Origin of the sequence: Serratia marcescens (assembly GCF_006715005.1) — a bacterium.
Lineage (GTDB): Bacteria > Pseudomonadota > Gammaproteobacteria > Enterobacterales > Enterobacteriaceae > Serratia > Serratia montpellierensis.
Map to the genome: position 1 here is coordinate 2,075,039 of NZ_VFMJ01000001.1, position 13,216 is coordinate 2,088,254.

Genomic DNA, 13,216 nt, shown 5'->3' on the forward strand with positions numbered 1-13,216 from the left:
TCTCGTTCAAGGGCCCCTATGGGGCCCTTTTTATTTACGCTGCGTAAACCGCATCGCGGATCTGCTGCGGGTAGCGGCCGCACATGCCTTCAAACGCGGTGTTGGTCAGTATCACCACGCTCAGCTGCGCCTGTGGATCAAAGAACCAGCTGTGGCCGTAAACCCCGCCCCAGGTCAGCGTGCCGGCATGCTGCGGCGTCTGCGCCGCCTCTGCGTCCACCAGCAGCGCCCCGCCAAAACCGAATCCCCAGCCCGGCCCTTGCGTTTGCGCCTGCGCGCCCACGTGCGGGCTGCGCAGCAACGCCACCGTCTCCGGTTGCAAAATACCCTGCCCGCCGCTGCGTAATGCCTCCACCAGCTTCAGTACGTCGTCAGCATCGCCGACCATGCCCGCGCCGCCAGAAGGATAGGCCCCGGCGTTGAGCGCCCGCAGCGGTGAAAACAGCACCTCGCCCCCCGCCATCTCCTCCGGCAGCGCCACCCGCAGGCCTTCATGCATGCGCTGCGGCCCTTGCGGCGTGTTGTAATACGGCGTCGCCAGGTTCGCGGCATCCGTCGCATGGAACGCCGTATTGCCAAGCCCCAGCGGCTGCGCCACCCATTCGACAAACAGCTGCGGCAGCGGCATACCCGTCACCCGCTCCAGCACGGCGCCAAGCACGTCGATCGCCAGCGAATAATTGAAGCGCTCCCCCGGCGCCGACAGCAACGGTGCCTGCGCCAACAGCCGCAGGTTTTGCTCCAGCGTCAGCGTCGACAGCTCCACGCCGTCCTGGATCCCCAACTGGTGGTAAACGCCCGTCGGCGGCTGGTTCAGCCGATAGTCCAGACCCGCGGTATGGCTCAGCAAATGCCGGATGTTGATCGCCGGCTGCCGGCCGTCGGCGAGCGCTGGAGTAAACCACGGCAGCCAGTCGCTGACCGCATCGTCCAGGCTCAGCTTACCCCGCTCAATCAGGCGCAGCGCCGCCAGCGTGGTATAGGGTTTGGAGACCGACGACAGCCGAAACTGCGTTTCTCGCCGCATCGGCCGCCGCGCTTCGCGATCGGCATAGCCGGCCGTCCCGGCGTAGCAAATCTCGCCCTGCCGCGCCACCAGCACCACGCTACCTACGATGCGCCCTTCGGCCATCGCCTGTTGATCGATCGCCGCGATCCGCTCTGTTAACGCCCGTTGTTCTGCCGACATGATTTTAATCTCTCTAATGGAAAGTAAAATCAGTCTAAAACGTTCGTCATAAATTAAAATAAGGCATAATTTAATGAATCATTAAGCACAGGTTATTAATAGATGAGTTCACTCCTGCAGCTGCTGCCCTATTTCGAAGCCGTCGCTCGCCTGGGCAACTTTACCCGCGCGGCCAGCCAACTGGGCGTCACGCCGCCGGCGGTGTCGCAAAACATTCAGGCGCTGGAGAACCAGCTGGGAGTGCGGTTATTTCACCGCACCAGCCGCTCGGTGCGCCTCAGCGACGAGGGCCGGTTGTTCTATCAGAAGGTGTCGCCGGCGATGAGCCAGATCGACGTGGCGGCGGATGACGTGCGCGCCCTGGGCGCACAGCCGGCGGGCCTGCTGCGCATCACGCTGCCGCAGCTGGCGGCCTCGCTGCTGGTGATGCCGCACCTGGCGGAATTTCAACGGCGCTATCCCGACGTGCAGTTGGAGCTGTTTACCGAAGACCGCTTTTCCGATTTGGTGCTGGGCAGTTTCGATGCCGGCATTCGCATGCACGCCATGTTGCAGAAGGACATGATCGCCGTGCCGATCGACAACGGCCAGCGCCGGGTGCTGGTCGCCTCGCCCGACTATCTGGCGCGCTGCGGCGTACCGGCCATGCCGGACGACCTGCCGGCTCACCACTGCCTGCGCTACCGTTTCCCCGGCAGCGGCAAACTGGAACCCTGGTATTTTAGCCTGGGCAACGATGAGCGCGCGCTGGACGTCAGCGGCAGTTTGATTTTTAACGAAGATCGGCTGATCAAGGATGCGGCGTTGGCAGGCTTGGGTATCGCACAACGTTTTCAAGGCACGGTGTTGCAGGAGCTGGCGCAGGGGCAACTGGTGGAAGTGCTGCCGGGTTACGCCAGCGAAGCGTCGGGGTTTTTCATCTACTTTCCCGCCGGCAGGCATCTGCCGCTCAAGCTGCGCGCCTTTATCGATTTCATGCGCGAGCGGCGTGAACGACAGCATCGGTGGTAGGGGCGCCTCGCCGGCGCCCCTGACCGTCAGCGCTTATCCAGTGCCTGGATGATGTGGTAAGCCGCCTCGACGCGATCGTCGTTCGGGAACCACTTGTTGGCCAGCATCACCACGGCAATGTTTTTCGCCGGGATAAATACCGCGTAGGTGGAGAAACCGCCGGTGGAGCCGGTTTTGTTATACCAGCCGGCGCGCAATTCCGGCTGCGGCGGCGTGATGGCTGTGGCCGGCGTGCCGTTCATGATCATCCCGGCGTTGTTGCCTTCAACCAAACGCGACAGTTTCACCGGATACGGGTAGTTCTCCCACATCAGATCCTGCGTGAACGCGCCCGCCTTGTAATAACCGACGTGCGTCGCGGCCAGCGCGTCGCGCCACGGCTGCGCCACCTTCACCTGCTGCAGGTTGGCGTCCAGATAGCGAATCAGATCGCGGGCGTTGGACTTGATGCCGTAAGACTCGGCGTCCAGCGGGCCGGGATTGACCCGCACCGGCTTATCGTCCTTGCTGTAGCCCTGCGCATAGTTGGCCATCTGCGCCGCCGGCACCTGAACGTAGGTGTGGCTCATGCCCAGCGCCGGCAGCATCCCCTGTTCCATCGCCTGGATAAACGGCTGGTCGAGGCTCTTGGCGGCGATCATGCCCAGCATGCCGATGCCGAGGTTGGAATAAACGCGGTAGCTGCCCACCGGGTGTTTCGGCTGCCAGGCCCGGTAGTACGCCATCAGTTGGGCGTTGTTGGTCACGTCGTCCGGCACGAACAGCGGCAGGCCGGAGGTGTGGGTCGCCAGATTCAGCAGGCTGACGCCGTCGAAGGCGCTGCCGCGCAGCTCGGGCAGGTAGTGGCTGGCCGGGTCTTTAAACGACAGCTTGCCCTGCTGCTGCGCATAAACCGCCAGCGTCGCGGTGAAGGTTTTGCTCAGCGAGCCCACTTCGAACAACGTTTGCTCGGTGATCGGTTTGCCGGTCTGCTTCGAGGCGACGCCATACGGGTAAATCTGCTGTTTGCCGTCAACCGACACGGCGATCGCCATGCCCGGCACGCCATATTTTTTCATCAGCGGCTGAATAACGGCGTCGATATCCTGCTGCTGCGCGGCGTGCGCGGTCGGCAGGATCAGTGCGGCGATCAGCGCGGCCGCCAGGCGGTTCATTTTCGTCATGATAGAAACTCTTAGGTTGCAGGGTATCGGCCGCGGCCAAAAGTTTTTGTTGGCGTTATACACGGCGCTTTCCCTGATTGATGATGTCATTCCTTTACGGCTGCCGCGACACTCTCAGCAGCCGCGCCAAATATCGGATTTTGCCGCCGGGTTGACAAGCGATAATAATTTCAGCCAGCATAAAGAAAAACTTATGGCTATCGACAATGCGCAATCGACTTCCCCTCAACGCCCTGCGGGCGTTCGAATCCTCCGCCCGCCACCTGAACTTCACCCGCGCCGGCCTGGAGCTGCGGGTGACCCAGGCCGCCGTCAGCCAGCAGGTACGCATGCTGGAAGAACAACTGGGCATCCAGCTGTTCCGCCGCCTGCCGCGCGGGTTGGATCTGACCGAAGAGGGCCAGGCGCTGCTGCCGGTATTGAGCGACGCCTTCGACCGCATCGAGGCGGTGCTGCAGCAGTTCGAAGGCGGGCATTTCCACGAGGTGCTGACGGTGGCGGTGGTCGGCACCTTCGCCGTCGGCTGGCTGATGCCGCGGCTGGCGGCGTTCCGCACGGCGCACCCGTTTATCGATCTGCGGGTGCTGACCCACAACAACCTGGTCAATCTGTCGGCCGACGGCATGGATTTCGCCATCCGCTTCGGCGAAGGCCTCTGGCCCGCCACCTGCAATATCAAGCTGTTCGACGCGCCGCTGACGGTGCTCTGCCCGCCGGCGGTCGCCGCGCGCCTGCGTACGCCGCAGGATCTGCAGCATGAGCAGCTGATGCGCACCTACCGCAAGGATGAATGGGAGCGCTGGTTCGCTGCGGCACAGGTGACGCCGTGGCGGATCAACGGCCCGGTGTTCGACTCGTCAAGGCTGATGGTGGAAGGCGCTATCCAGTGCGACGGCGTGGCGCTGGCGCCGGTCAGCATGTTCCGCCGCGAACTGGCCGCCGGCGCGCTGCAGCGGCCGTTCGCCGCCGAGGCCGCGCTCGGCGCCTATTGGCTGACCCATTTGAAATCGCGGGATCTGACGCCGGCGATGAAAACCTTTATCGGCTGGATCCGCCGGGAGGCGGAAGAGGAACAGCGGCAGGGCTAGGCGGAACCGCGCCGGATCAGCGTCGGGGGCAGAATGACGTTCTGCGCCGGCAGGTCAGCGTCACCGATGCGCTGCAGCAGGCGCGCGGCGGCACTGCGCCCCACTTCCCGCGCCGAGCTGGAGACGAAGGTCAGCGGCGGCTCGGTCAGTTCGGCTTCCGGCACGTCGCCGAAGCCGATCAGCGCCACCTGCCGCCCGTAGTAGGCGTCGACCCCGTCCGAGCCGATGCTGCGGCCGCTGCGCGCCAGACCAAAATAGGCGCCGAGCGCCACCGACGCCTTGTGGCAGACGATGGCGGTAATGTTCGGGTAATGGCGCAGCAGTTGCTCCGCCGCTTCCGCCGCCTGGCGCTGCCGGCAATCGCACTCGACGATCCATTCGCTGCGAAACGGCAGGCCGTACTGCACCAGGGTGGCGCAAAAGCCGCCCAGCCGCTCGGCGCGCGTCAACGAGTCACTCTGACCGCCGAGGTAGGCGATTTGGCTGTGGCCGCGCTTGATCAAAAATTCGGTGGCCAGCTTGGCGGCCTGCATGTTGTCCGGCCGTACCACGTCCACGCCATCGAGGCCGCTGGAGCGCGCCACGCAGACCAGCGGTACGCCCTGCTCGGCCGCCTTCTCCTTCAGGCCAGCCGCCGCGCGAATGCCGCCCGCCAGCACGATGCCGTCAACGCCCTGTGCCAGCAGCGCGTCAAACGCGCGCTGCAAGCCCTGGCCGTCGTGCCCGCTCTGCGTCAAAAACAACAGCTTGTCGTGCGTCTCCAGCGCTTCGCTCAGACCGGCGGTCATTTCGGCATAGAAGGGTTCGCAGATGTCACGCAGAATAAGGCCAATCACCCCGGACTCCCCGCCGCGCAGCGTCGCCGCCTGGCGATTGCGCACATAACCCAGCTGCTCTATCGCCTGATTGACCTTCTCGACGGTGGTCGGCGAAATGCGCCCCTTGCCGCTCAACACCAGGGAAACCGTGGTGACCGACACGCCCGCCTGCTGCGCCACATCGGTGATGGTGATTTTTTTGATGCTCATAGTCTCTGCGAACCCGTTCCTGGGCAACCCGCGCCGTAATGATCAAGGGTATACCGAATCCGTTAGCTCAGTAAAACGTTTTACTGCCTGCCGCATTGTCGCCAAAAACCGGGCGGCAGATTTGTGATTGGCGGCGCATTTTTGCTAGGTAAAACGTTTTATCTTCTTTTTACCTAATCAGAAGTCCCCTTTTTGCTCGTCTTTTCGCCAGGAGAAGTCGGTTATGTCAGCAGCCAACAAACAAAAAATCACCCTCTGGGAGTTTTTCCAGAGCCTGGGCAAAACCTTCATGTTGCCCGTCGCCTTGCTCTCTTTCTGCGGCATCATGCTGGGGATCGGCAGCTCGCTGAGCAGCCGCGACGTGATCACCCTGATGCCGTTTATCGGCCACCCGATCTTCCAGCTGATCTTTACCTGGATGAGCAAGGTAGGCTCCTTCGCCTTCAGCTTCCTGCCGGTGATGTTCGCCATCGCCATTCCGCTGGGCATGGCGCGTGAGAACAAGGGCGTCGCCGCCTTCTCCGGCTTCGTCGGCTTCGCCGTGCTGAATCTGGGCACCAACTTCTACCTGACCGCCGCCGGCGTGCTGCCCACCAGCGATCCGCTGGTGCTGAAAGCCAACAACATCCAGAACATCCTCGGCATTCAGTCGATCGATACCGGCATCCTCGGCGCGGTGATCGTCGGCATCATCGTCTATCGCCTGCATGAACGCTTCCACACCATCCGCCTGCCGGACGCGCTGGCGTTCTTCGGCGGCACGCGCTTCGTGCCGATCGTCACCACCGTGGTGCTGGGCCTGTGCGGCCTGGTGATCCCGCTGATCTGGCCGTGGTTCGCCGCCGGCATCACCGGGCTGGGTTGGGTGATCAACAGCGCCGGCGCCTTTGGCCCGATGCTGTTCGGCACCGGCGAACGCTTGCTGCTGCCGTTCGGCCTGCAGCACATTCTGGTGGCGCTGATCCGCTTTACCGAGGCGGGCGGCACCATGGAAGTGTGCGGCCACAGCGTCAGCGGCGCCCTGACCATCTTCCAGGCGCAGCTCTCCTGCCCAACCACCACCGGCTTCGCCGAGAGCGCCACCCGCTTCCTGTCGCAAGGTAAAATGCCGGCGTTTCTCGGCGGCCTGCCGGGCGCGGCGCTGGCGATGTACCACTGCGCCAAGCCGGAGAACCGTCATAAGATCAAAGGGCTGTTGATTTCCGGCGTGGTGGCCTGCGTGGTTGGTGGCACCACCGAGCCGATCGAGTTCCTGTTCCTGTTCGTCGCGCCGTTCCTCTACCTGATCCACGCGCTGCTCACCGGGTTGGGCTTTACCGTGATGGCGCTGCTGGGCGTGACCATCGGCAATACCGACGGCAATATCATCGACTTCGTGGTGTTCGGCATTCTGCACGGCACCGCCACCAAGTGGTATCTGGTGCCGGTGGTGGCCGCCATCTGGTTCGTCGGCTATTACGCCATTTTCCGCTTCGCCATCCAGCGCTTTAACATCAAAACGCCGGGCCGCGAGAGCGATAGCGCCGTCAGCCAAAGTGCGCCAAGCGGCGCGGTGGGCAAATCCGGCTACAACGCGCCGGCGATTTTGGCGGCGCTCGGCGGCCCGGACAACATCATCACGCTGGACAACTGTATCACCCGCCTGCGCCTGTCGGTCAACGACATGAGCCAGGTGGACGATGCGGCGCTGAAGGCCAACCGCGCCATCGGCGTAGTGCATCTCAACGATCATAATCTGCAAGTAGTGATCGGCCCACAGGTGCAATCGGTGAAGGATGAATTAGACTCACTGATAGCCACGGCGCAACCTGCCGCGGCGCTGCAGGGAGCCACCCATGTTTGATTTCTCGACCCCGATCGACCGCCACGGCACCTGGTGCACCCAGTGGGACTATATCGCCGATCGTTTCGGCAGCGCCGACCTGCTGCCGTTTACCATCTCCGATATGGATTTCGCCACCGCGCCGTGCATCCTCGAGGCGTTGCAGCAGCGCCTGCAGCACGGCGTGCTGGGCTACAGCCGCTGGCAGCATGAGGATTTTCTCAGCGCGCTGCGCCACTGGTATCAGCAACGTTTCAATGCCGCCATCGACACCGCAACGGCGGTGTACGGCCCTTCCGTTATCTACATGGCGGCGCAGCTGATCCGCCAATGGTCGGTACCGGGCGACTATGTGGTGACCCATACCCCGGCCTATGATGCTTTCTACAAGGTGATCCTCGCCAACCAGCGCCAGCTGCTGGCCTGTCCGCTGCACAAGGCCGGCGACGACTGGCGCTGCGACATGGCGCATCTCGAAGCGCTGCTGGCGCGACCGCAGACCAAGATCCTGCTGCTGTGCAGCCCGCATAACCCCACCGGCAAAGTGTGGCGCCGCGACGAGCTGCAGCAGATGGCCGAACTGTGCGAGCGCCATGACGTGCGCGTGATCAGCGATGAAATCCACATGGATATGGTCTGGGGTGAACACCACCATACGCCGTGGAGCCAGGTGGCGAGCGGCACCTGGGCCTTGCTGACCTCCGGCTCCAAGAGTTTCAACATTCCGGCGCTAACCGGTGCCTACGGCTTTATCAGCGACGATGCCAGCCGCGAAGCCTACTTCCAACAGCTCAAAGCCCGCGACGGCCTCTCCTCGCCGGCGGTGCTGGCGGTCGCCGCGCACGTGGCCGCCTATCGTCACGGCGAACCCTGGCTGGACGCCCTGCGCGACTACCTGCAGGATAATCTGACCTACGTCGCCGAGCGGCTGGAGCAGGCGTTTCCCGCGCTGGGCTGGCGCCCGCCGCAGGCCACCTACCTGGCCTGGATCGATCTGCGGCCGCTGGCCGTTGACGATCGGGCGCTGCAGCAGGTGCTGATCGAGCGTGAAAAGGTGGCGATTATGCCGGGCTTTACCTACGGCGAGGAGGGCCGCGGGTTCCTGCGCCTCAACGTCGGCTGCCCGCGCAGCAAGCTGGAGGCCGGCATGGACAAGCTGATCGCCGGATTGAGGTTGGTGCTGGACGAGCAATAGCGCGACGGGGCGAGCCTCTGCCCGCCCCTGCGTTACGCCTGAACAGACGGGATCTCCTCCAGACGACGATAAACCGTCAATCCCCACTCGTTGGCCAGCCGCACGTCGTTATCGGCCCCCGCAGACGCCCCTTCGATGCGATACACTGCCTGACACTGCGCAATCAGCCGATGCGCCACCGGGTAAAGAAACGCCTCGCTCACCGCATCGCCAACCTGAGTGGAGCCCGCCGCCGCCGCCAAAGGCAGCGCCAGCCACTCGCCGATCACCGGCACGTGCCCCCGCTGGTAAACCGCCAACGCCGCCTGTTCCAGGCGCGCCAGATTGGCGGCGATACGCTGCGGATCGCCATCGGTGCCGCTGCGATAGGGACCGGCGATCAAGATTTGTTGTGCTTTCATCGTTCTTCCTCCAACGTCCGGTTCAAGGCGACAAACTGCAGCAGCATGATGGTCTTGGCATCAACGATCGTGCCCTGGCGAATCGCCTGCAGGGCTTGCGCCAGCGGCAGCTCGAGCACCTCCAGATCCTCCCCCTCAGCCGCCACCCCGCCGCCCTCGTTGATGCGATCGCCCGCCTGATATTCGCCGACGAAAAAGTGCAGCTTCTCGGTGACCGAGCCTGGGCTCATATAGGCTTCGAACACCTTTTCCACGCTCTGCACGAAATAGCCGGTTTCTTCTTCCGCTTCGGCGCGAATGCGCGCCTCCGGCGACGCGTTGTCCAGCAACCCGGCGGCAGCCTCAATCAACATGCCGTCATGGCCGTTGACGAAGACCGGAAAACGGAACTGGCGCGTCAGAATCACCGTTTGCGCCTGCCGGTTGAACAGCAAAATGACCGCGCCATCACCGCGATCGTAGGTCTCGCGACTTTGCCGCTGCCAGACGCCGTCGCGCCGCAGAAAATCAAAGGTGGTTTTTTTCAGCAGGTACCAGTCATCGGACAACACCCGGGTTTCGACAATGCGAACCCTGTCTTTGGTGGCTATCATCGGTTTACTCCGCCAGAGGAAGGAAATTGATACTATCGTGCAGTTTCGTGTATGATCAAGATATTTCGTGCAAACCAAATTTGAGAGGAACATGGCCATGTTGACCAGCCAGCGCAAGAAAATCATTCTGGAAAAACTGGCTCAGGACGGCCAGGTATTGGCCAAGCAGCTCAGCGAAATGTTCGGGCTGTCGGAAGATACTGTCCGGCGCGATTTGCGCGAACTGGACGCCGAGGGGTTGCTGCAGCGGGTGCATGGCGGCGCCCTGCCGGTTTCTTCCGCCATTGCCAGCTTTGCCGAACGCAATCAGTTGGAATCCGGCGCCAAACGCGCGATCGCCAAAGCGGCAGCTGCGCTGATCGCCCCCGGCCAGGTAGTGATTATCGACGGTGGCACCACCTCTGCAGAGCTGGTCAGGCAGTTGCCGCTCAACCTGAACGCCACCATCGTCACCCACAGCCCCAGCGTCGCCGTGGGCCTGGTCGATCACCCCACGGTCGAGGTGATCCTGATCGGCGGCCGGCTGTACAAGCATTCGATCGTTAGCGTCGGCGCCGCCGCGGTGGAAGCGATGTCGCATATTCGCGCCGATCTCTATTTTATGGGCGTGACCGGCGTGCACCCCACTGCAGGGCTGAGTACCGGCGATCTGGAAGAGGCCTACATCAAACGCGCGCTGGCGGCCCGCGCGGCGGAAACCGTGGTGCTGGCCTCCGCCGCCAAGCTTAACGCCGCCTCGCAGTATGCGATCGGTGACATTACGCTGGCGCATACCATCATCGTTGAACGCGCCACCGACGACGCATTGATCGCGCCGTTGCAGCAGGCGGGCGTCAGCGTGTTGAAAGCCTGATTCACGGCGATAATGCGACATACCTCGCATTATTTGTGATTCACATCACTTTTTTATGCAACGAGATGGCAAGTTTCATTCATTTGTTTTTATACTGTTCTGCACTTTACCTACGATAAATTAGCGAGTGCCCAGCATGATCGATCCCCGCCTACCGCTTACCGACATTCACCGCCATCTTGACGGCAACATCCGCGCGCAGACCATTCTCGACCTCGGTCGCCAGTTCAATCTCGCCCTGCCGGCCAACGATTTGGAGAGCCTGCGCCCGCACGTGCAGATCACCCATGCCGAACCGGATCTGGTCAGCTTCCTGCAGAAACTGGACTGGGGCGTAGCGGTGCTGGGCGATCTGGACGCCTGCCGCCGGGTGGCTTACGAAAACGTCGAGGACGCCGCCAACGCCGGCCTGCACTATGCCGAGCTGCGTTTCTCCCCTTACTACATGGCGATGAAGCATCAACTGCCGGTCGCCGGCGTGGTGGAAGCGGTGATCGACGGGATCCGCTCGGGCTGCCGCGATCGTGACATCGACATTCGCCTGATCGGCATCATGAGCCGCACCTTCGGCGAGGCCGCCTGTCTGCAGGAACTGGAAGGATTACTGGCGCACCGCGACGGCATTACCGCGCTGGATTTGGCGGGCGATGAGCTGGGCTTCCCCGGCAGCCTGTTCCTCAGCCACTTCAACCGCGCCCGCGACGCCGGCCTGCGCATCACCGTGCACGCGGGCGAAGCCGCCGGCCCGGAAAGCATCTGGCAGGCGATCCGCGAGCTGGGCGCCGAACGTATCGGCCACGGGGTGAAAGCGGTCGAAGACCCGGCGCTGATGGACTTCCTGGCGGAACACGGCATCGGTATCGAATCCTGCCTGACCTCCAACATCCAGACCAGCACCGTGCCGTCGCTGGCGCAGCATCCGCTGGCCACCTTCCTGCGCCACGGCGTGCTGGCGTCGATCAACACCGACGATCCGGCGGTTCAGGGCATCGAGATCGAGCATGAATACCGCGTCGCCGCGCCGCAGGCCGGGCTAACGCCGGAAGAAATCCGCACCGCGCAGGAAAATGGCCTGAAGCTGGCCTTCCTCAGCGAACAGGAAAAACAGGCGCTGCGCGCCAAAGTGCAGGGCTAAATCTCCCCAAGGCGCCAAACGGCGCCTTCTTCTCATCCCCCATATTCTTCCGCCTGCTCGTCTTTAACACTGTTTTCACCCCATCGCTCTGCTGCAAGAGAGGAATTCCGCATGTCTGACAAACTGCGCCGCATCGTGCTGACCGGCGGCCCGGGTTCGGGCAAAAGCACGCTCATCGACGTTCTTCATCGCCGTGGTTACCCACACTCCCTGGAGGCGGGCCGGGCGATTATTCAGGATCAGGTGAGTATTGGGGGCAATGCGCTACCGTGGGGCGATCGTCAGGCTTTCGCCGAGCGGATGCTCGATTGGGAACTGCATTCATGGCACGAAGCGACGGGGGCAACATGCTGGTTCTTCGATCGCGGGCTGCCGGATATCGCCGGTTACCTGACGCTGTGCGGATTATCGATCCCCGCCCCCTTAACGGCGGCGATCGACGCCTTTCGCTATACCGATACGGTGTTCATCGCCCCGCCGTGGCGAGCGATTTATGCGCAGGACAGCGAGAGAAAACAATCTTTCGCCGAAGCCGAGCAGACCTATCGGGCGATGGTGACCACCTATCGCCGTTATGGCTATCGGCTGCAAGAACTGCCGCGCGCTTCACCCGACGAGCGCGCCGACTTTCTGCTCGACGCGCTGAGCCACCGTTAGCGGCCTGCGGCCTATTTGGCCACCAGCGCCTCCGCTTCGGCCCGCTGTTTAGCGGTTTTACGCGCATAGCGCTGCGCCAGCACCGCGCACACCATCAGCTGCACCTGGTGGAAAATCATCAGCGGCAGCACCATGGCGCCCACCGCAGCAGCCGGGAACAGCACGTTGGCCATCGGAATGCCGTTCGCCAGGCTCTTTTTCGAGCCGCAGAAGACGATGGTGATCTCATCGGCGGTGTTGAAGCCCAGCCAGCGCGCCGCATAGGTGTTGATCACCAGCACCACCGTCAGCAGCACCAGCGACATCACCAGGATGGTCAGCAGCGACCAGCCGTCGATGCGATGCCAAATCCCTTCCACCACCGCCGCGCTGAACGCGGTATACACCACCAGCAGGATCGACGAACGGTCAGTCAGGTTGATCAGTTTGCGATGACGGTCGATCCACTTGCCGATCAGCGGCCGCGCCAGGTGACCGACCACAAATGGCACCATCAATTGCAGAATGATCGAACCGATGGCGTGCAATACGTCGGTATTGCCGCCCTGGGTATGCATCAATGCGCCCACCAGCAGCGGCGACAGGAACACGCCGAGAATGCTCGACGCCGAGGCGCTGCAGATCGCCGCCGCCACGTTGCCGCCCGCCGCCGAAGTAAAGGCGATGGCCGATTGCACCGTGGCCGGCAGCGCGCACAGGTAGAGGAAGCCGAGATAGACCGTCGGCGTCATGATGCCCGGCACCAGCAGGTTCATCGCCAGCCCGAGCAGCGGGAACAGCGCAAAGGTGCTGAGGAACACCAGCAGGTGCAGCTTCCAGTGACTCATGCCGGCGACGATCGCCTCGCGCGACAGCTTGGCGCCGTGCATAAAGAACAGCAGCGCGATGGCGGCGGTGGTCAGGTGTTCAAAGAAGGTTTTCCAGATGCCTTCGCAGGGGAACAGCGAGGCGACGATCACCACCAAAATCAGAACCAGCAAAAATTTATCAATGCGCAAACGCTGCAACCAAGACATGAAACGGATTTCCTTGCACGTAAAGTCGTAAAAAGGCCCGACGTTGCGCCGGGCACAGAGAAATG

General features: G+C 62.8%; 13 protein-coding genes. 7 read left to right on the top strand and 6 right to left on the bottom strand.

What is annotated here, in order from left to right; genetic code table 11:
• Window positions 1–34: 34 nt before the first annotated feature.
• Window positions 35–1,189: a serine hydrolase domain-containing protein gene (locus FHU12_RS09840; RefSeq protein ID WP_141969050.1), complete on the bottom strand. Its 1,155-nt coding sequence runs from the start codon at window positions 1,187–1,189 to the stop codon at window positions 35–37.
• A 102-nt stretch (window positions 1,190–1,291) separates the two neighbouring features.
• On the opposite strand from FHU12_RS09840, the gene FHU12_RS09845 reads away from it, so the two are divergent.
• Window positions 1,292–2,200 (top strand): LysR family transcriptional regulator, encoded by a 909-nt coding sequence (locus FHU12_RS09845; RefSeq protein WP_141969051.1) that lies wholly within the window; start codon window positions 1,292–1,294, stop codon window positions 2,198–2,200.
• A 26-nt stretch (window positions 2,201–2,226) separates the two neighbouring features.
• On the opposite strand, the gene blaSRT is transcribed toward FHU12_RS09845, so the two are convergent.
• On the bottom strand, window positions 2,227–3,363 hold the full coding sequence (gene blaSRT, locus FHU12_RS09850; RefSeq protein WP_141969053.1) for an SRT/SST family class C beta-lactamase: 1,137 nt from the start codon (window positions 3,361–3,363) through the stop codon (window positions 2,227–2,229).
• Between the two features lie 206 nt (window positions 3,364–3,569).
• Here blaSRT and FHU12_RS09855 point away from each other — a divergent pair, with 206 nt between their 5' ends.
• Window positions 3,570–4,451 (top strand): LysR family transcriptional regulator, encoded by an 882-nt coding sequence (locus FHU12_RS09855; RefSeq protein WP_049196838.1) that lies wholly within the window; start codon window positions 3,570–3,572, stop codon window positions 4,449–4,451.
• Here FHU12_RS09855 and FHU12_RS09860 read toward each other — a convergent pair.
• Window positions 4,448–5,479: a Mal regulon transcriptional regulator MalI gene (locus FHU12_RS09860; protein WP_141969055.1), complete on the bottom strand. Its 1,032-nt coding sequence runs from the start codon at window positions 5,477–5,479 to the stop codon at window positions 4,448–4,450. The two genes, FHU12_RS09855 and FHU12_RS09860, sit on opposite strands and share 4 nt — an antisense overlap.
• 223 nt (window positions 5,480–5,702) lie before the next feature.
• Here FHU12_RS09860 and malX point away from each other — a divergent pair, with 223 nt between their 5' ends.
• Both malX and FHU12_RS09870 read left to right on the top strand, forming a co-directional pair.
• Entirely contained in the window at window positions 5,703–7,322 is a 1,620-nt protein-coding gene (gene malX, locus FHU12_RS09865) for a maltose/glucose-specific PTS transporter subunit IIBC (protein ID WP_141969057.1), read from the top strand.
• Window positions 7,315–8,496 carry a MalY/PatB family protein gene (locus tag FHU12_RS09870; RefSeq protein ID WP_141969059.1) on the top strand — a complete coding sequence of 394 codons (1,182 nt, stop codon included), beginning with the start codon at window positions 7,315–7,317 and terminating at the stop codon, window positions 8,494–8,496. The genes malX and FHU12_RS09870 overlap by 8 nt, the downstream gene beginning before the upstream one ends.
• 32 nt (window positions 8,497–8,528) lie before the next feature.
• On the opposite strand, the gene FHU12_RS09875 is transcribed toward FHU12_RS09870, so the two are convergent.
• The gene (locus FHU12_RS09875; RefSeq protein WP_141969061.1) at window positions 8,529–8,897 is read right to left on the bottom strand and encodes an NUDIX hydrolase; all 369 of its coding nucleotides are present in this window, start codon (window positions 8,895–8,897) and stop codon (window positions 8,529–8,531) included.
• Window positions 8,894–9,490 carry an NUDIX hydrolase gene (locus FHU12_RS09880; protein WP_141969063.1) on the bottom strand — a complete coding sequence of 199 codons (597 nt, stop codon included), beginning with the start codon at window positions 9,488–9,490 and terminating at the stop codon, window positions 8,894–8,896. The genes FHU12_RS09875 and FHU12_RS09880 overlap by 4 nt, the downstream gene beginning before the upstream one ends.
• 97 nt (window positions 9,491–9,587) lie before the next feature.
• Between FHU12_RS09880 and FHU12_RS09885 the strand changes: the two genes are divergently transcribed.
• The 3 genes from FHU12_RS09885 (at window position 9,588) to FHU12_RS09895 (ending at window position 12,135) form a co-directional block, all read left to right on the top strand.
• Complete coding sequence (locus FHU12_RS09885; RefSeq protein ID WP_049201919.1) at window positions 9,588–10,343, top strand: DeoR/GlpR family DNA-binding transcription regulator; 756 nt, start codon at window positions 9,588–9,590, stop codon at window positions 10,341–10,343.
• Between the two features lie 136 nt (window positions 10,344–10,479).
• Window positions 10,480–11,478: an adenosine deaminase gene (add, locus tag FHU12_RS09890; RefSeq protein WP_016927887.1), complete on the top strand. Its 999-nt coding sequence runs from the start codon at window positions 10,480–10,482 to the stop codon at window positions 11,476–11,478.
• Window positions 11,479–11,589: 111 nt separating this feature from the next.
• A complete protein-coding gene (locus FHU12_RS09895) occupies window positions 11,590–12,135 on the top strand; it encodes an AAA family ATPase (protein WP_141969065.1) in 546 nt (181 codons plus the stop codon).
• Between the two features lie 11 nt (window positions 12,136–12,146).
• Here the strand turns inward: FHU12_RS09895 and FHU12_RS09900 are convergent, their stop codons facing one another.
• Window positions 12,147–13,151, bottom strand: coding sequence for a bile acid:sodium symporter family protein (locus tag FHU12_RS09900; protein WP_130018004.1), 1,005 nt, complete (start codon window positions 13,149–13,151; stop codon window positions 12,147–12,149).
• Window positions 13,152–13,216: the final 65 nt, after the last annotated feature.